The following is a 17,991-nucleotide window of genomic DNA, read 5'->3' on the forward strand; positions in this document are numbered from 1 at the left end:
TCGGAACGGGAATCTTTACCGCCGACCGGACGTTGACCGGATGACGACGACAGCGACACCTGTCCTGTGGGCGACAAGCCCGGGAGGCACGATTCATGAGTGAGCGAGCTCTTCGCGGCACGCGCCTCGTGGTGACCAGCTACGAGACGGACCGCGGCATCGACCTGGCCCCGCGCCAGGCCGTGGAGTACGCATGCGAGAAGGGGCACCGCTTCGAGATGCCCTTCTCGGTCGAGGCGGAGATCCCGCCGGAGTGGGAGTGCAAGGTCTGCGGCGCCCAGGCACTTCTGGTGGACGGCAACGGCCCCGAGGAGAAGAAGGCCAAGCCCGCGCGCACGCACTGGGACATGCTGATGGAGCGGCGCACCCGTGAGGAGCTCGAAGAGGTCCTCGAGGAGCGTCTCGCCGTTCTCCGTTCCGGCGCGATGAACATCGCGGTGCATCCGAGGGACAGCCGCAAGTCCGCGTGACCCCGGCAGGGGTGGCGGGCACCACGCACGCCGGACGACAGGGGCGCCGCACGTCATGGTGACGTGCGGCGCCCCTGTTTGCCGTCGATCAGCGTTCGCCGTCGATCAGCGCATCAGCGGGGGGAGCGGGCCTTGTCCGGTTCCGTCGGTGCCGGGCGCGTCGTCCCGGATGACCTCGCCCTGGACGACCTTGCCGTCGGGACGGTGCATGCGGGCCTGCTGGAAGGCGCTGGCGAAGCTGCCGAAGGGCGCCGAGCCGAGCCTGCGGTCGATCGTGCGCTCGGCGTACCCGCGCACCGTCTTCTGGACCGGCGGGAGCAGGAGCAGCAGGCCCGCCGCGTCGGAGATCAGTCCCGGCAGCATCAGGAGCAGGCCCCCGAGCATCATCGGTCCGTTGCCGCTGCCGTTGCCGCCGCTCGGCGCCGCCTGGGGCTGCCGGGCCTGCAGCGTCTCGCCGAGGCTGCGGAAGGCACGGCGCCCGGCCCGCCCGACCACCACGGAGCCGAGCACGAAACCGGCGACGAGCAGCAGGAACACCGTGACCCCGCCGGCCGCCCCCGCCACCACCGTGAGCAGCCAGATCTCCAGCACCAGCCACGCCGCGACGGCCGGCGCCAGAAACGTGCGCAGCCGGGAACGCCGCGGCCGGGCGGGGTACGGAGAGGTCGGTGCGCCAGTCGTCATGCTCCCAGTGTGCCTGGGCCGGGCTCAGCGCGGGATAAGGGACGTTCGGCCGCTTTCCGCGCCCCCTGGAGCCCCGCCCGTGCCCCCGAACGAGCGACGGCGCGACGCGGCGTCCGGTTGACGTGGGCCGTGGCGCGCCGTGCGCCGTCGCCGGCCGCTCGGCTCAGGAGGACTTGCCGCGTCCCGTGACCTTGGCGACGCGCTCCCCCACGCCCCACGCCGTGACCCGCCACAACGCCTCGACGAGGATGTCCCGGCTCATCTTGGAGTCGCCCAGCTCCCGCTCGACGAAGGTGATGGGCACCTCCACCACGTGGTACCCGGCCTTGACCGCGCGACGGGCGAGGTCGACCTGGAAGCAGTACCCCTGCGAGGCGACCTGCTCGAGCCCGAGGCCCTCGAGGGTCTCGCGGCGGAAGGCGCGGTAGCCGCCGGTGATGTCGCGCAGCGGCAGGTCGAGGGCGAGGCGCGAGTACAGACTGCCGCCGCGGGAGATGAACTCGCGGCTCTTGGGCCAGTTCACGACCCGCCCGCCGGGCACCCAGCGGGAGCCGAGCACCAGGTCGGCACCCTTGAGCGCGGTCAGCAGGCGCGGCAGTTCCTCGGGCTGGTGGGAGCCGTCGGCGTCCATTTCGACCAGGACGCCGTAGTCGTGCTCCAGGCCCCAGCGGAAGCCCGCCAGGTACGCGGCGCCCAGGCCCTCCTTGCCCCTGCGGTGCAGTACGTGGACGTGGTCGTCCTCGGCCGCCAGCTCGTCCGCGAGCTTGCCGGTGCCGTCGGGGCTGTTGTCGTCGGCCACGAGGATGTGCGCCTCGGGCACGGCCGACCGCACCCGGCCGACGATCGCGCTGATGTTCTCCACCTCGTTGTAGGTCGGAATGATCACCAAGGCGGTGCCGAGCGGACCGAACTGCCTCCCCTGGGCTCCTGCCGCGAGGGTCCCGTCGCCGTCGTTCACTGCTGCCCCTTCATCTCCGTACGCAGGGGACCACCATAGTGGCCACGGCCTGCACCGACGCGACAGCGCATTCGTGTGGTGGTGTCGATTACACATGAGTCGGGTAAAAGTGCTGGTTCCCGCATCCCGCGGATCCGGCAGCCCTCGTCCGCCGTGGATCGGGGCGGGTGCGCGCTGCCGCCCGGCTCCTGCTGCGGATGGGGGCCCGGCGCCCTTCGGGCCGACCTGGCACCCGCTGGCTGCGGGTCGACCGAAAGCCGTTGTCTACTGAACGTCCGGGCCCCACCCGGGTCACACCCTGCCGACCAGACCACCCGGAACGGTCCTCGCCGTGACGCGGGCGCTGAGCCTGGCTCCCAGTGGCGATGCGCCGGTGCGGCACACGACCCCTGACCCAGCGGCGCCGAGGCGACTGCGCGGAGGTTCCCCGGTCGGACGTCCGGTGGTGGACGCCGCCGAACCTACCGGCCCTCCGCGCCTTACTGTCAACAGTCGTTCGACCTGCGGTTCTTCCAGTAACGCCCTGGTCAGGGCAGAGGATACGCAGGTCGCGCGACGGCGGGACGGCGGGCGTCCGGCCCCGCGCCACCCCGGGAGATCACTCGCCCGGCCGTACGAACACCGTCCGGCCGTGCACCACGGTGCGCAGGCAGACCGGCGGCTCGGAACCCGGGGTCAGATCGGGCAGTCCGGGGGTGCCCGAGCGGGGGTCGGTCGACCAGCGGGCGACCCGGTCGTCGGGGGCCTGGACGAGGAGTTCACCGGTGCGCCACACCGCGTAGTCCGCCGGCGCGCCGGGCACCAGCACACCCGCGTCGTCGCGGCCGACGGCCCGCCAGCCGCCACGCGTGTGGGCGGTGAACGCGGCCCGCACCGACACCCGGTGCTCGGGCGTGCGGTGGAAGGCCGCCGCACGGACCGTGCCCCATGGATCCAGCGGGGTGACGGGGCTGTCGGAGCCGAAGGCGAGCGGGACGCCGGCCCGCAGCAGGGCCGCGAACGGGTTCAGCGTGCGGGCCCGCCCGGCGCCCAGGCGCTGGGCGTACATGCCGTCCTCGCCGCCCCACAGCGCGTCGAAGGCGGGCTGGACGGACGCGGTCAGGCCGAGTTCGGCGAAGGCCGCGACGGTCTCGGGGGTGAGCATCTCGGCGTGCTCCACCCGGTGGCGGGCGGCGCGGACGCGCCCCGGGCCGAGCTTCTCGGCGGCGGCACGGACCCCCTCCACCACGGCGGTCACAGCGGCGTCGCCGATGGCGTGGAAGCCCGCCTGCAGCCCGGCCTCCGTGCAGGCGACGACATGCGCGGTGACCTCGGCCGCGTCCAGGTACGCGGTGCCGGTGTGCCCGGCGTCGTCGTACGGCCGGTGCAGGCAGGCGGTGTGCGAGCCCAGCGCACCGTCGACGAAGAGGTCCCCCGCGGCACCGAGCGCGCCCAGGTCCCGGGCCCGGGCGACGCCCTCCTCGCCCCGCTCGGCCCAGTAGCCGACGACACGGGGCCCGGGCTCCCCGGCGGCGAGGCGCAGCAGCGCGGTGAAGTCCTCCTCCGAGGAGATCTCCGGGCCCCCGCACTCGTGGACGGACCCGATGCCGAGGGCCGCGGCGCGGGCGAGGGCCGCACGCTGGGCGGCGGCCCGCTGGGCGGGGCCGATCGCGGCGAAGGCGGCCGCCCGCACCGCGTGGTGCGCGTCCCGGGTGAGCGGCTCGTCCTCCGCGAAGCCGGCCATGCCCCGCACGTCCGGCACCAGGGCCAGCAGGGCGGTGGTGCCGACGGCCGAGTGGACGTCGATACGGCTGAGGTAGAGCGGGCGGCCACCGGTGGCCTCGTCCAGCTCGTCCCGCCGCGGCGCCCGCCGTTCGGGCCAGCGGGCCGCGTCCCAGCCGTGGCCGAGCAGGACGCGGTCGTCCGGGCGGGCCGCCGCGAAGTCGCGGACGCGGGCGAGGGCGGCCGCCAGGGAGGGCGCGCCCGACAGATCGAGGCCGGTGAGCGCGAGACCGGTGGCGGTGGTGTGCACATGAGCGTCGGTGAACGCCGGGGTGACGAGCGCGCCGTGCAGGTCGACGACCTCGTCGACGCCGTCCGCGAAGGCGTCGGCGGCCCCTTCGGAGCCGACCCAGGCAACCTGCCCCCGCTCGACGACCATGGCGGTCGCGAAGGGGTCTGCGGGGCTGTGGACTTCTCCTCGGCGCAGCAGGACGGTCTGCGAGGGGGCGGTGCGCTCGTTCATGGGGAACAGTCTCGCGCCTCGCCGGGGCCGGCCGGTACGCAGGTCCGTCAGATGCGGGGCGGCCGCGCCTCGTACGGCGTCGACAGCACGACGGTGGTGCGCGTCGACACCCCGGCGAGCGTCCGTACGCGCGCCAGCAGCTCCTCCAGCTCGTGGGGCGTGGCCACGCGGACCTTGAGGATGTAGTTCTCCTCGCCCGCGACGCTGTGGCACGCCTCGATCTCCGGCACGCCGGCGAGCCGCTCCGCGATGTCGTCGGGTGCGCTGGGGTCGAACGGCTTCACGGAGATGAAGGCGGTCATCGGCAGCCCGACGGCCTCCGGGTCGACGACCGCGGCGTACCCGCGGATGACGCCGCGCTGCTCCAGCCGGCGCACCCGCTGGTGCACGGCCGACGTGGACAGGCCAGTGGCCTTGCCCAGGTCGGTGTAGCTCATCCGCCCGTCCTTGACGAGCAGCTGCACGATCTGTCGGTCCAGCTCCTCCATGGCGTTAGAACCTACAGGGCGCTTGATCCCTCCGACACCTCAGCGGCGCAGGTCATGCCCGCTTCGTGATCTGGCAAAGGGCTGTCCGTGAGCCGTCCGTGGGACAAATGCGCCGTGCCCGGCACCTGCGGGCGGCATGTGACGAACACCACAGTCCACGGGCGGGCCGCGTGATGATCTCGTGATTACCGTCGGGACGGGACGGGAAGTGCTTGCTGTGGTCGACGCCACAGCGCCTTGTCGGCCCAGCCCGAGGGGGAGAATCCCAATGCAGAGTCTGAAGCGCCCCGGTCGTTCCGTGTCCAAGCGGCAGCGGCCCCTCGTCGAGCCCGAGCCGGAGGGCGTCGAACCGGACGAGGAGTTCGACGCGTACGACACCTTCGAGATGTACCGGGTGGTCTGCCCGGACTGCGCGCAGCCCATCGCGCTGCTGGCGGACGAGGAGGTCCTGCCCGAGCACGCGCTGTGCGCCTCCCCGTGGAACCCGTTCGGTCTCACGGTCTGCGCCGGCACGGGACGCGCGGCGGGCGACGCCCGGCCCGCGGACGAGGCGGTGGAGCCGCAGGGGCAGCAGACGGCCCTTCTGCTGACCCTTCCCCAGGGGCTCGACTGGCGCATGCAGCCGTTCTCCCACGTCGGCGGCCCGGGCTCGCGCCCGATGCGGATGCCGGCGATGCGGCGCCAGGCCGCCTGACACCTCACGCACCGCTCTCCGGGCGTCCTCGCCCGCCCCGCAGCATCTGCCCCCGCGCCACGACCGCACGCCGTCGTGGCGCACGACCCGCACGCCCGCACCCGCCGGGACGGCGCGGCGGCCCCGCCGTGCGCACAGCGGCGGCACCGACGCCATGGCCGTCGCGAGACCGAGCCCGTGGCCGGTCACGGTGTGCCATGCCCCCTGCGGGCCGACGGGGAACTCACGCTCGATTACCGGCTCCGGTGACCTGTGCCCTCGCCCCGGCGTTTCCCCGGGTATGACCCCTATGTTTTCGGCGGCCGGGCCCCGGCGACGGGTGTTCGTTCCGGCACCGGCGGCGGCGCTCCCGCCGCCCCAGCCCCAGGACCCGCCCATCTACCGCGCGCTGATGAAGGCATGGGCCGACCGCGGGCGCACGCTGCCGGGACGCCACGACCCGGAGTGGGTGCGGCTCGCGGCGCCCCCGGCCGGCCCGACCCGGCTCGCGGCGGGCCGGGACTCGTTCAGCGCGACTCGGGACCAGCGAGGTGACGGGCGATGACCATCCGCTGGATCTGATTCGTCCCCTCGACGATCTGCAGCACCTTGGCTTCGCGCATGTAGCGCTCGACCGGGAAGTCCGCGGTGTAGCCGTATCCGCCGAGTATCTGGACGGCGTCCGTGGTGACCCTCATCGCCGCATCGGTGCAGTGCAGCTTCGCCATGGCCGCCTGCTTCGCGAACGGCCTGCCGGCGTCACGCAGCCGTGCCGCCGCCAGGTACAGCGCCCGGCCCGCCTCGATCTGCGTCGCCATGTCGGCGAGCATGAAGCGCAGCCCCTGGAAGTCCGCGATCGGCCGCCCGAACTGCTGCCGTCCGGTGGCGTACGCGACGGCCTCGTCGAGCGCGGCCTGGGCCACTCCGACAGCGCAGGCGGCGATACCGAGGCGCCCCGAGTCGAGCGCGGACAGGGCGATCGCGAAGCCCTGGCCCTCCTCGCCGATGCGCCGCTCGTCGGGCACCCGCACGCCGTCGAAGTGGACCTGCGCGGTCGGCGAGCCCTTCATGCCCATCTTCTTCTCGGGCACCGCGCCGCCCAGCCCTTCGGCGTCGCCGGGGACCAGGAAGGCGGTGATCCCTCGCGCGCCCTCCCCGGCGGTGCGTGCCATCACGGTGTAGAAGTCGGCGACCCCGCCGTGCGTGATCCACGCCTTGGTCCCGTTGATCACCCAGTCACCGCCGCCCGCGCCGCCGCCCGCACCAGGGGCGGCACCCTCCGCGCGGTCGGCCCTGGTACGCAGGGACGCCGCGTCCGATCCGGACGCCGGCTCGGACAGACAGTAGGCGCCCAGCAGTCCGCCGCCGAGCATCGCGGGCAGATGTTCGGCCTGCTGCTCCTTGGTGCCGTAGTGGGCGAGGGCGTGGCAGGCCAGGGTGTGGACGCTGACGCCGAGGCCCACGGTGAGGCGGGCGGCGGCCAACTCCTCCAGGACCTGCAGATAGACCTCGTACGGCTGGTCACCACCGCCGTACTCGGAGTCGTAGGGCAGGCCGAGCAGCCCTGATGCGGAGAGCAGTCCGAAGACGTCGCGCGGGAAGCGCCCGGCGTCCTCCTCCTCGGCCGCCTTCGGGGCGATCTCGTGCTGCGCGATGTCACGGACGAGGGAGATCAGGTCCCGGGCCTCCTCCGTGGGCAGTTGACGGTCCACCGGCTGTGGGGCGCGGTCGGGCATGGCGACGCTCTCCTCCCTCTCGGGCATATCGGCGGACTGGCGCCTTGGGTGGGGCGGCTCCGCCGGGTCTCACGGGGCCTGTCGATGCTCGCCGCTCCGGGTCGCGGACGCGGCTGACCAGCGGCTGGCGCTTGGAGTATGCCCGATCGGAGGCACCGAGTCACCAGTTAACGACCGCTTACTTCAAGAAAGGCACAGTACCCCGGAACCGGTCCACATCTCGAATGATGGGGCTCGGCCCTCCTGCCCGCTCGGGGACGGGGACCGACCGGGGGCGTCCGCCCGCGGGACGAGACGCGGGGCGGCTGCCGCCCGGGGCCGCGGCGGAGGGAGTCGGACGAGGGGCCGACGGGCGGCCGACGGGGCCGCGCAGGCGGGTGCGATCGTGTGCTCGGTGTGGCGCGGACGGCCGTCGACGGTGAATCCCCGAAAAGGGCGAGGTAATGGCCGCGCTGGGATCCGAAGAAGCAGATCAGCCCTTCGGCCCCTGCGCATGACGCGCGATTACCATCCGTCGACGACGCGTCGCACGAGGTGTCGGCGAATAACTTCCTTCCATTGGTGGTGAGTTCGGAACGGCGCGCCCGTGAGCGGTCGATGCCGCGCGCCAGGGGCGTTCCGTGCCGCGCTCTTGACCGTCATTCGATTTCGGCCCACGCCTCCGACTGCCGACAGGAACATCGGCGGTATTGCGGAATGACGCGGAGCCGTTCCGGAATTGCCCGGGCCGCCCCGGTCACACCGACGGCGCGGCCCCGGGTCCCCCGGGTGCCGCGCCGTCGGTGCCGTGTTCCCGGGGCCGTCAGCGGACGCCCACCGCCGCCAGCGCCCTGCGCTGCCACGGCATCAGGTGGGCGGGGAAGTACAGGTAGCAGACGCCGCCCGTGCCGGAGACCACCTTGCCGGAGGCGTTGTACCGCTTGGTCCTGAGCCAGATGTTCTCCCACTCGCGCCGCCGGTAGACGCGGCGCACCGCCTCGTCGCCGGGCGAGGCCGGGTCGTTGGCGATCACGTCGCCCTCGGCGGTGAATCCGATCACCGTCATCAGATGGCCCGAGGTGCCGTACCCGGCCCCCGTCAGCTCCTCCTTCAGGAAGGACTGGGACGTTATGGCCGGAACACCCGCCGCGATCAGCGTCTCCAGGTCGGTGAGCGAGGACAGCCGGGTGACCACGCCCTGCAGATCGGGGAAGGTCGCCGCGTACGCCGCGTTGAAGGGCCAGTTGCCGCAGCCCTGGTACTGGTGGTCGTAGGTGAACCGGGCCGCGTGGCACACCTGCGGGTCGGCGTACGACGGATCGACCCAGGACAGCTGCTCCCGGGTGAGCCGTCGGCCCCAGTACTCGATGATCATCTGCGAGGAGGTCGGGCTGCACCACGCCTCGCCGCCGTTGTCGTACTGGGGGTACTGGCCCTTGTGGATCTCCTGCGAGAAGCGCGGGACGGCCAGTTCCCGGGCGAGCCCGGGCGTGGAGGCCGGGACGGTGAACCGGTCGGGGATGTCGGAGGCCATGGCTCCGAGCCGCCAGACCATCGGGGTCAGCTGCGTGCCGGGCGCGCGGTAGAGGGTCAGACGCAGACGGTACGAGACCAGGCGGAGCCCCGACGCGGGGTCGGAGACGGCGAAGGTGTCGGTCCAGATGTCGCTCTTGCCGTCGCTCTGGTCGTCGACGGACGTCCGCCGGATGTCCTGGTCGCCGGCCGCCCAGCGGCCCATGACGTACCAGGGGGTGTCCGTGCCGTCGGAGTAGGTGCCCTCCAGCTCCACCTGGAGCCACGTACCGGCCGGGGTGTGCGCGTTCCAGGAGGCGATCACCTCCGTGGACGCCACCGCCGGCCTGTGCACCGGCGAGGTCCAGGTGGCGTACTCCCAGGTGGAGGTCGTACCGGTGTGCGGGTCGGTGTAGTCGGTGCGCCCGGCGGGAGCGGCGATCACCACACCGGGGCGCAGCCCGGCGACGGCACGGGCGCCCTCGGCGGTGCCACCGCACCAGTCGGTGTACGAGGTCCAGGCGCGGTTGTCCACGGGGACCGGGCCCGACGTCGCCGGCGGGGCCGCCGGGGTGGCCGGGGCCGCGGGGGCCGCCGGGGTGGCCGCGGCCGCCCGGCCCGCGGCACCGGCCGCCGTGGCCGCGGCGACGGCCGTGGCGAGGATGGTTCTGCGGGACGGCTGTGAGGCTCTGGTCATCGGTGGGTGACCCCCAGGTGTCCGGAAGCGGCTGTTCAGACGCATGGTGCCCGCCAACTATGGCCGTTCCGCGGCGACTTCTGCCAGCACCTTCACCCTCGGCGCGCCCACCAATAATGGTCTCGACCACTGGTGACGAACGTGGGCTCCGCCGGACACGGCCACCGGTCGCGGGCCCGCTCACCCGCGGGCCCGCGCCGGGACCGACGTGCCCCGGGCCGCCGTCCCGCCGGACGGACGGACGGGGCACGCTCCCGGTCAGACCAGATCCATCGCGGCGACCTCGTCCGGGCGGCCGTAGCTGACCGGACCCCGGAAGCGGCGCCGGGCGGTGGCGAACCACCACACCGTGGCGACGACGAGCACCACCGCCAGGGCGATGGGCGCGTAGTTGAAGGAGTCGACGGTGATCGGCGACGCCTGGGGCAGCATGAACAGCACGCTGCTGAGCAGGATCCAGCCGACCGCCACGACACCGACGGGCGCGCTCCAGCGTCCCAGGTGCCAGGGGCCGGGCCGGAAGCCGGCGCCGAGCCGCAGCCGCAGGAAGATCGGCACGGCGTAGGCCAGGAAGAGTCCCACCACGTTGACGCTCACGATCGCGGTGAAGGCGGTGTGGGACCACCAGCCGGGCAGCACCAGGGCGAGCGAGCAGGCGACGGCGAGCCAGACCGCCTTGACGGGCGTGCGGGTGCGGGGCGAGACGGTGTGCCACCAGCGGGAGCCGGGCATCGCACCGTCCCGGGAGAAGGCGAAGATCTGCCGGGTGTTGCTGGTCAGGTTGGCCAGTCCGCAGAAGAGCATGGCGCCGATGACGATCAGGAGCAGCAGCTTCGCCGTGCCCACCCCGAGACCGTCGATGAGGATCTGGACGGGCGGCGCCGAGGAGCCCGCCACCTTGCCGTAGTCGCCGATGCTGTAGACGAGGGCCAGCATGAGGACCAGTCCGGCGACGGCGGAGTAGCCGATGGAGCGGGTGATGCCCCTGGGCGCGTTGACCGTCGCCCGGACCGTCTCCTCGGACATGTGGAAGCTTCCGTCGAAGCCGGTGAAGGTCCAGCTGGTGACGAGCAGGCCGAGCATGCCCCCGTACAGTCCGTTGGTGAAGCCGGTGTTGTTCGCGAAATGCGTGACGAAGGACGCCGGCCGGTGTTCGTCCGGCCCCGCCACCAGCGCGCCGACGATCACCACGAGCCCGATCAGCAGCCACCACACAGAGATCCGGTTGAGGACGGCGACGAGCCGCACGGTGTAGGTGTTGGCCAGCCCCTGGATCACGATGACGAGCGCCGTGATCAGCACGGTCTGGTGCGCGGTCGGCTCGTACGAGGGCCACTGCAGCGCGAGGAACGCCTGGATGAACGTGGCGGCCGCGTATCCGGTGGCCGCCGTGCCGCCCACCTGTCCCACGAAGTTCAGCCAGCCCGTGTACCAGGACCAGGCGCCCTGATGCCGCTTGGCGAGCTTTCCCGCGGAGAAGTAAAGGGCCCCGCTCGTCGGATAGGCGGAGGCCACTTCGGCCATCGCGGCGCCGATGAACAGCACCATGACGGAGACACCGATCCAGCCGAAGACGAGAATGCGCGGGCCGCCCGCATTCATGCCGAATCCGAACGACGAGAAAATTCCGGAGAGGATGTTGATGATGGTGAAGGATATGGCGAAATTGTCGAACGCCTGGAACCGCCGTGTGAGTTTTCGCGGATAACCCATCGCGTGCAGGGTCGCGTCGTCGTCGATCGTGACGGGATCCCGGCCCGCACGTCGTCTCGTACGGGGCGCTGACATGCGTTCTGACACAGCCGGACCTTTCTGTCGGTGGGGGCGATCGGTAAGGGGGGACGGGTCAGGCGGCTCCCGGCACGGGCAGTCCGCAGGCGCGGCGAGCCCGCGAGAGCTGCTCCTCGGGCTCGCCGAAGACGCTCCAGGGCATCCGGGAGGCGTAGGGCCCCATGGCCACGAAGACGGCGCGGGCCTCGAACTCGCGCTGGCCCATGATCAGGGCGTGCGCCAGGTAGGCGAGGTCGAGCACCGGGGTGAAGCGGTAGCCGGCGGCCTCCGGCAGCCAGTGCCGGTAGACGGCGAGCGCGGTGGAGCGCCACTGGGGCTGCTCCCAGACGCGGTCCGCGAGCAGTTGCGAGGGGTTGTAGCTCTCGACGAGCGCGACCAGGGGCAGCAGACGCAGCGGTGAGGTGGCCGGCGCCCGCTGGCTGAGGAAGGCGGCGACGTCCCAGGCGGCGTTCACGGAGCCGCAGTGGCGGCTGAAGAAGTAGGCGAGGAAGCGGTGGTGCGCCTCCCGGTGGAAGGGATCGAGGCGCAGGATGTGCGAGAACAGCCGCCAGGGGCCGGGTGGCTCGGTGAGCAGTCCCCGCGGAGCGTGTTCACCGGTCTCGTGCAGCCGCGCGAGTGCCAGCCTGGCCACCCAGGGAGTGGGGTCGTGGGGCGCCACGGCGGTGGCGCGCTCGCACGCGTTCAGGGCGATCCGCTCCAGCGCGCGAGCCCGCTCGTCATGGGCATCGGCGGCGCGCAGCGCCCGCAGGACGGCGACGCGCGCCCACATCAGTGCGGCCTCCTGGCTGGGTTCCTCGGCCAGCCACCGTTCGGCCAGGTCGGAGTCCGCGGCCTCGGAGGCGAGGACGAGGGAGCGGTGGGCACGCAGCCCCAGGTCCTCGCGGGTGGCGACGAGCAGTTCGCAGGCGCTCAGATAGCGCCCGGCCCGCACTTCCACGCACACGCTCGCCAGCTCACGGTCGTCGGCCGCCGGATGCCATACGTACTGCCCCTCGAATAACCCCGCGGCCATGCTCCCCGTCCATCCCCGTGCGTCTCACCGGTCACGCATCAGGCACCCTACTCAGCATCCGGGGCAACCGGAACGGCGATTCCCAAATAACCGGTTCGTCGGTGTGCCGGTAAAGCGCGGACAAGGTGATTGACCAATGAACTGTTCAACCTCGCACCAAATTTCGCCGTCCGCGGAATCCCTCCCCGGCACCCGCCCGCGGGGCCCACGGCACACGCGCGTAAAATGTTCCGTCGAAATATGCCCACCCCCTCACCCCGGGAACCGTCATTCACGTCCTCGCGCCCCGTCTGCGACGGCTGCCGCCGTCCTGCGGCCCCGTCCGCCTCGTCGGCGTCGACGGGCACGCGGGCTCCGGGAAGTCCACGTTCGCCGGGCGGTTGGCGGCCGCGCTCGGCGGCGCGCCCGTGCTGCACCTCGACGACATCGCCACCCACGAGGAACTGTTCTCCTGGACCCGGCGGCTGCTGCGCGAGGTGGTCGAGCCGCTCGGCCGCGGCGAGAGCGCGCACTACCGCCCCTACGACTGGGGCGCACGACGTCTCGGGCGCCCGCGCACACTGCCGCCCGCCCCCGTGGTCCTGGTCGAGGGCGTCGGCGCCGGCCGCCGGGAGCTGCGCCCGCATCTGGCGCGGCTGCTGTGGATGGACCTCCCGGCCGACGAGGCCTGGGCCCGCGGGCGGGCCAGGGACGGCGAGGAGCAGCGCGCGTTCTGGGCCGCCTGGACCGAGGCGGAGCGCCGGCACTTCGCCGACGACCCCTCGCGACCCTTCGCCGAGCTCCTGGTGCGGCAGCGACCGGAGGGGTACGAGGTGGCCCCGGGACCTGCCGGGATCGCCGACCCGGACCGCACGCTCACCCACAGTGATGAGCCATCATCAGTGTGCTGAACTTGTGAAGACCCTTGCGGGAGAACTTGCTTGAGTGCTCCGGGTCGGCTTGACCCGGGGGCCGTACAGGTCTTACGTTCTCAATGTGCGGCTCTCGGAGCCGTCCGCAAACGCGAAGCCCCCGGTTGTTCCCCCGTGATCGGGGGCTTCGTTCTGCCCCGGACACCTTCTCCGGGTCTCCAGGGACGTGATCCGCTCACACACGGTCACCGCGCGGCGTGCGCCCCGTCTGCTCCCACCTCGTCGAACGGCCCGTGCGGCACCCTTCGGTGCGCCACTCCCCCGCAGGTACGATGCCTCTGGGTGCGACCTTCGGGCGGCTGCTCCGCGCACCGTCGCAACTCCGGTCCGCGGCACCGCGGTTCGAGCAAGGCAGCCGCCGGGCACACGCCCGGCGGTGAACCATCGGGGGCACGGTTTGTGGGGGACGTGATGGACTTCGGCACGCAGGGCCCCGAGGCCCCGGCCGACCTCGCCTGGCTGCGAGGTGTCGACGCCTACACCATGGGCGCCTATCCACAGGCGGAGGAGGAGTTCCGGGCGGCGGTCCGGATGGACCCGGGGATGGCCGACGGCTGGCTCGGGCTGCACGCGCTGCGCATCGACACGACGACCGCGCTGCTGCGGATGTTCCGCCACCGGGACCGCTTCGGGGAGCAGCGCTCCCGGCACCGGCGCACCCTGAACTCCTGGTACTGGCTCGGCTGGTGGGTGCAGCCCGTGCTGGAGAGCCCGCGCGACCTGCTGCTCGCGCACGCCTCGCACTGGCTGGACGGCCGCCACGTCCCCGAACTGGACCGGGCGCTGGCGGGGCTGCCCCCCGTCGACGCCGACCCCCAGGTACGGTTCCTGCACGCCTGCCGGGCCTACCTGGCCAAGGACTGGGAGCAGCTGGTCCGGCACACCGATCCGCTGATCGACGACCCCATGCTCGGCATAGAGGCCGGCCTGTTCGGAGGGATGGCCCGGGTCCGTCTGGAGATGTACGGGCAGGCCGAGCCGCTGCTCTCCGCCGCCCTCATGCGCTGCCGCAGCGAGCAGCCGCAGCGCAAGGAGCTGCGGTACTGGCTGGCCAGGGCCCACGAGGGCACGGGCCGCTCGGCGGCCGCTCTGCCGCTGTACCGGGCGGTGCACCGGGTGGACCCGGCGTTCATGGACACCTCGGCGCGGCTCGCGGCCATAGCCGAGGGGGACGGGTACGACGAGTCGGCCGACTTCACGGCGATGGCGCTCACCGTGGGCGGGGACGCGCTGGAGGGACCGGACGGTCTCGATCCGCTCTTCGGCGCCGAGGGCCGGGACCTGAGGCTCTCCGAGCCGGAGCCGCCGCCCCCGGGTGGCCTGGCGGCGCAGCGGGACGCCGTCCGCGAAAAGGCCACGGTGCCCGCGCAGGCGTTGCCGGCCGGGCCGACGGATCCCGCGCTGCTGGAGGAGGCGCTGGCCGAGCTGGAGCGCATGGTCGGTCTCGAGCCGGTGAAACGCCAGGTCAAGGCGTTGTCCGCGCAGCTGAACATGGCGCGGCTGCGGGCGGGCCAGGGGTTGCCCGTGCAGCCGCCCAAACGCCACTTCGTCTTCTCCGGCCCCTCGGGCACCGGCAAGACCACGGTGGCACGCATCCTGGGCCGGGTCTTCTACGCCCTCGGGCTGCTCGGCGGCGACCATCTGGTGGAGGCACAGCGGGCGGACCTGGTCGGCGAGTACCTGGGCCAGACCGCCGTGAAGGCGAACGAGCTGATCGACTCGGCGATCGGCGGCGTGCTGTTCGTGGACGAGGCGTACTCGTTGTCCAACTCGGGCTACGGCAAGGGGGACGCGTACGGCGACGAGGCGCTTCAGGTGCTGCTGAAGCGGGCGGAGGACAACCGCGACCACCTGGTGGTGATCCTCGCGGGCTACCCCGAGGGCATGGACCGCCTCCTGACCGCCAACCCCGGCCTGTCCTCCCGCTTCACGACCCGGGTCGACTTCCCCTCGTACCGCCCTCTGGAACTGACCGCGATCGGCGAGGTCCTGGCGGCCGAGAACGGTGACGTCTGGGACGAGGAGGCGCTGGACGAACTCCGCTCGATCGCCGGCCACGTCGTGGACCAGGGCTGGATCGACGAACTCGGCAACGGCCGCTTCCTGCGCACCCTCTACGAGAAGAGCTGTGCCTACCGGGACCTGCGGCTGAGCGGGTACCCCGGGATCCCGTCCCGGGACGACCTGTCCACCTTGCGGCTGCCGGACCTGATGCAGGCGTACGGAGAGGTGCTGTCCGGGCGCGGACCGCAGGCCCCTCCGGGGGTGTGAGAGCCCGTGTACGAACCTCCGGACGGAGGTTCGTACACGGGCTCCGGGACCGGCGGGTGCCCGCGTCCCCGCGGGGGCGGGCACCCGCCCGGATCAGCCCGGAACCGCTTCCTTCGGCTCGGCAGCCCTCGGCTGCGGCGGGGCCTCCCGGTGCGCCGGGTCCCTGACCTCGCCCACCAGGAGTTCCAGCACGTCCTCCAGAGCGACCAGGCCGAGCACCCGGCCGGAGGCGTCCGCCACCTGGGCGAGGTGCGCGGCGGCCCGGCGCATCACCGTGAGCGCGTCGTCCAGCGGCAGCTCCGCCGCGAGCGTGGTCATCGGCCGCCAGATCTGCTGCGGCACCGCCCGCTCGGAGTCCTCCAGGTCGAGGACGTCCTTCACATGGACGTAGCCCATGAAGGCGCCGTTCCCCGCGACCACGGGAAAGCGCGAGTAACCCGTGCGCGCGGTGAGGGCCACCACCTGTCCCGGGGTGACGGCGGGCTCCACGGTCACCAGGGAGACGGGGTCCAGGAGCACGTCCGTGACCGGGCGCGAGCCCAGCTCCAGCGCGTCCTCCAGCCGCTCCTGCTCCTCGGGATCGAGCAGTCCGGCCTGTCCCGAGTCCTCCACCAGCTGGTTGAGCTGCTCACTGGTGAAGACCGCCTCGACCTCGTCCCTCAGCTCGACCCGGAACAGGGCGAGGATCACCTTGGCGCAGGCGCTCAGCGAGACGGTCACCGGGCGGCACAGCCGCGCGAACGCCACGAGCCCCGGGCTCAGCCACAGCGCGGCCTTCTCCGGCGCCGCCATCGCCAGGTTCTTCGGCACCATCTCGCCGATCACCAGGTGGAAGAAGACGACGGCGGCGAGCGCGATCACGTACCCGAGCGGATGAACCATCTCGTCGGGGAGGCGCGCCGCCGCGAACACCGGCTCCAGCAGATGCGCCACCGTCGGCTCGGCCACGGCGCCCAGCGTCAGCGAGCACACGGTGATGCCGAACTGGGCCGCGGCCATCATCTGCGGCAGCCGCTCCAGTCCGTACAGCACCTGCCGGGACCGCGCGGTGGCCAGCGGCTCGATCTGGCTGCGCCGCACGGACACGAGCGCGAACTCGGCGCCCACGAAGAAGCCGTTGGCCAGCACCAGCAGCGCGGCGAACACGAGTTGGAGCAGGCTCATCGCGCCGCCTCCGCGATCTGCACGGCCGCGTCGGCGACCCTCACCAGCCGGACCCGCTCCGCACGGTAGTGCCCGACCTGGCGCACCGTGAGCCGCCAGCCCGGCAGTTCGGCCCGGTCCCCGGGAGCGGGGATGCGGCCGAGCAGGTCGGCGACGAGTCCGGCGACGGTCTCGTACGGCCCTTCCGGTACGTCGAGCCCTATCCGCTTCAGGACGTCGACCCGGCAGCTGCCGTCGGCGTCCCACGCCGACCGGCCGTCCTCGGGCGGCGCGGCGGCGAGCTCGGGCAGGTCCTGCCGGTCGTGCTCGTCGCGCACCTCGCCGACCAGCTCCTCGACGATGTCCTCCAGGGTGACGACACCGGCCGTGCCGCCGTACTCGTCCACGACGACGGCGATCGGCTGCTCGCTGCGCAGCCGCTCCAGGAGGGGCTGCACGGGCAGCGTCTCGGGGACGAGCAGCGGCGCCTGGGCGATCCGGACGACCGGGGTGCGCAGCCGTTCGTGGGCGAGCACCGCGAGCGCGTCCTTGAGGTGCACCATGCCCACGACCTCGTCGATCTTCTCCCGGTAGACGGGGAAGCGGGACAGGCCGGTGGCCCGGGTGAGGTTGACCACGTCCTCGGCCGTGGCGGTGGACTGGAGCGCGCTCACCCGCACGCGGGGGGTCATCACGTGCTGCGCGGTCAGCTCGCCCAGGGACAGGGTGCGGACGAACAGGTCCGCCGTGTCCTGTTCGAGCGCGCCGGCCCGTGCCGAGTGCCGGGCGAGGGAGACGAGCTCCCCGGGGGTGCGGGCGGAGGCCAGCTCCTCGGCCGGCTCGACGCCCAAGGCGCGCACCAGCCGGTTGGCGACCGCGTTGAGCGCGGCGATCACCGGCCGGAACAGCCGTGAGAACAGGCGCTGCGGGCCGGCCACGAAGCGCGCGACCTGGAGCGGCCGGGACACCGCCCAGTTCTTGGGCACCAGCTCGCCGATCACCATCTGCGCGGCCGAGGCGAGCAGCATGCCGACGACCACGGCGATGCCGTTCGCCGGGCTGCGGGGGACGCCGACCGCGGTGAACGGTCCGCGCAGCACCTCGGCGAGCGCGGGCTCGGCGAGCATGCCGACGACGAGCGAGGTGATGGTGATGCCCAGCTGGGTGCCGGAGAGCTGGAAGGACAGCTCCCTGAGCGACTCGACGACCGTAGCGGCCCGCCGGTCGCCCTCGGCCGCGGCCTTCTCGGCGTCGGGCCGTTCGACCGTGACGAGGCCGAACTCGGCCGCGACGAAGAAGCCGTTGGCCAGGATCAGCAGGAACGCCGCCCCGAGGAGCAGCAGGGGGGTGGTCATGATGCCGCCGCCTCCGCGCCGTGAAAGCGGTCGCGGACCGGGTCCGCGCCGTGTCGGCAGGGGGCGGCGCAGGTACTACAGGACGAT

Annotated in this window: 15 protein-coding genes; 5 read left to right on the forward strand and 10 right to left on the reverse strand. The window is 72.8% G+C overall.

Annotation, left to right across the window (positions count from 1 at the left end; translation table 11 throughout):
• Window positions 1-95: 95 nt before the first annotated feature.
• Window positions 96-470, forward strand: a complete 375-nt coding sequence (locus ACFYMU_RS09470; protein ID WP_042173984.1) for an RNA polymerase-binding protein RbpA — start codon at window positions 96-98, stop codon at window positions 468-470.
• 105 nt (window positions 471-575) lie between these two features.
• Here the strand turns inward: ACFYMU_RS09470 and fxsA are convergent, their stop codons facing one another.
• The 4 genes from fxsA to ACFYMU_RS09490 form a co-directional block, all read right to left on the reverse strand.
• Window positions 576-1,154 (reverse strand): FxsA family membrane protein, encoded by a 579-nt coding sequence (gene fxsA, locus ACFYMU_RS09475; RefSeq protein WP_388370399.1) that lies wholly within the window; start codon window positions 1,152-1,154, stop codon window positions 576-578.
• 163 nt (window positions 1,155-1,317) lie between these two features.
• The gene (locus ACFYMU_RS09480) at window positions 1,318-2,112 is read right to left on the reverse strand and encodes a polyprenol monophosphomannose synthase (RefSeq protein ID WP_388370401.1); all 795 of its coding nucleotides are present in this window, start codon (window positions 2,110-2,112) and stop codon (window positions 1,318-1,320) included.
• A gap of 598 nt (window positions 2,113-2,710) precedes the next feature.
• The gene (locus ACFYMU_RS09485; RefSeq protein ID WP_388370404.1) at window positions 2,711-4,336 is read right to left on the reverse strand and encodes an amidohydrolase; all 1,626 of its coding nucleotides are present in this window, start codon (window positions 4,334-4,336) and stop codon (window positions 2,711-2,713) included.
• A 47-nt stretch (window positions 4,337-4,383) separates the two neighbouring features.
• Window positions 4,384-4,824 (reverse strand): Lrp/AsnC family transcriptional regulator, encoded by a 441-nt coding sequence (locus tag ACFYMU_RS09490; RefSeq protein WP_388370406.1) that lies wholly within the window; start codon window positions 4,822-4,824, stop codon window positions 4,384-4,386.
• Between the two features lie 268 nt (window positions 4,825-5,092).
• Here ACFYMU_RS09490 and ACFYMU_RS09495 point away from each other — a divergent pair, with 268 nt between their 5' ends.
• Together ACFYMU_RS09495 and ACFYMU_RS09500 are read left to right on the forward strand one after the other, a co-directional pair.
• Entirely contained in the window at window positions 5,093-5,518 is a 426-nt protein-coding gene (locus ACFYMU_RS09495; protein ID WP_388370409.1) for a hypothetical protein, read from the forward strand.
• 280 nt (window positions 5,519-5,798) lie between these two features.
• Window positions 5,799-6,062, forward strand: coding sequence for a hypothetical protein (locus ACFYMU_RS09500; RefSeq protein ID WP_388370412.1), 264 nt, complete (start codon window positions 5,799-5,801; stop codon window positions 6,060-6,062).
• Here the strand turns inward: ACFYMU_RS09500 and ACFYMU_RS09505 are convergent.
• From ACFYMU_RS09505 to ACFYMU_RS09520, 4 genes are all read right to left on the reverse strand, one after another.
• The gene (locus ACFYMU_RS09505) at window positions 6,025-7,233 is read right to left on the reverse strand and encodes an acyl-CoA dehydrogenase family protein (protein WP_388370414.1); all 1,209 of its coding nucleotides are present in this window, start codon (window positions 7,231-7,233) and stop codon (window positions 6,025-6,027) included. The two genes, ACFYMU_RS09500 and ACFYMU_RS09505, sit on opposite strands and share 38 nt — an antisense overlap.
• A gap of 802 nt (window positions 7,234-8,035) precedes the next feature.
• Entirely contained in the window at window positions 8,036-9,421 is a 1,386-nt protein-coding gene (locus tag ACFYMU_RS09510) for a peptidase C39 family protein (protein ID WP_388370416.1), read from the reverse strand.
• 258 nt (window positions 9,422-9,679) lie between these two features.
• Complete coding sequence (locus ACFYMU_RS09515) at window positions 9,680-11,221, reverse strand: amino acid permease (protein ID WP_388370418.1); 1,542 nt, start codon at window positions 11,219-11,221, stop codon at window positions 9,680-9,682.
• 46 nt (window positions 11,222-11,267) lie between these two features.
• Window positions 11,268-12,224 carry a hypothetical protein gene (locus ACFYMU_RS09520; RefSeq protein WP_388370420.1) on the reverse strand — a complete coding sequence of 319 codons (957 nt, stop codon included), beginning with the start codon at window positions 12,222-12,224 and terminating at the stop codon, window positions 11,268-11,270.
• 269 nt (window positions 12,225-12,493) lie between these two features.
• Here ACFYMU_RS09520 and ACFYMU_RS09525 point away from each other — a divergent pair, with 269 nt between their 5' ends.
• Both ACFYMU_RS09525 and ACFYMU_RS09530 read left to right on the forward strand, forming a co-directional pair.
• Complete coding sequence (locus ACFYMU_RS09525; RefSeq protein ID WP_388371377.1) at window positions 12,494-13,114, forward strand: uridine kinase; 621 nt, start codon at window positions 12,494-12,496, stop codon at window positions 13,112-13,114.
• A 432-nt stretch (window positions 13,115-13,546) separates the two neighbouring features.
• On the forward strand, window positions 13,547-15,406 hold the full coding sequence (locus ACFYMU_RS09530) for an AAA family ATPase (protein WP_388370422.1): 1,860 nt from the start codon (window positions 13,547-13,549) through the stop codon (window positions 15,404-15,406).
• A 93-nt stretch (window positions 15,407-15,499) separates the two neighbouring features.
• Here the strand turns inward: ACFYMU_RS09530 and ACFYMU_RS09535 are convergent, their stop codons facing one another.
• Window positions 15,500-16,570, reverse strand: a complete 1,071-nt coding sequence (locus ACFYMU_RS09535; protein WP_388370425.1) for a hemolysin family protein — start codon at window positions 16,568-16,570, stop codon at window positions 15,500-15,502.
• Window positions 16,567-17,904: a hemolysin family protein gene (locus ACFYMU_RS09540; RefSeq protein ID WP_388370428.1), complete on the reverse strand. Its 1,338-nt coding sequence runs from the start codon at window positions 17,902-17,904 to the stop codon at window positions 16,567-16,569. Before ACFYMU_RS09540 ends, ACFYMU_RS09535 begins: the two co-directional genes overlap by 4 nt.
• Between the last annotated feature and the right edge of the window lie 87 nt (window positions 17,905-17,991).

This window comes from Streptomyces sp. NPDC007264 (assembly GCF_042869095.1).
Taxonomy (GTDB): Bacteria; Actinomycetota; Actinomycetes; order Streptomycetales; family Streptomycetaceae; genus Streptomyces.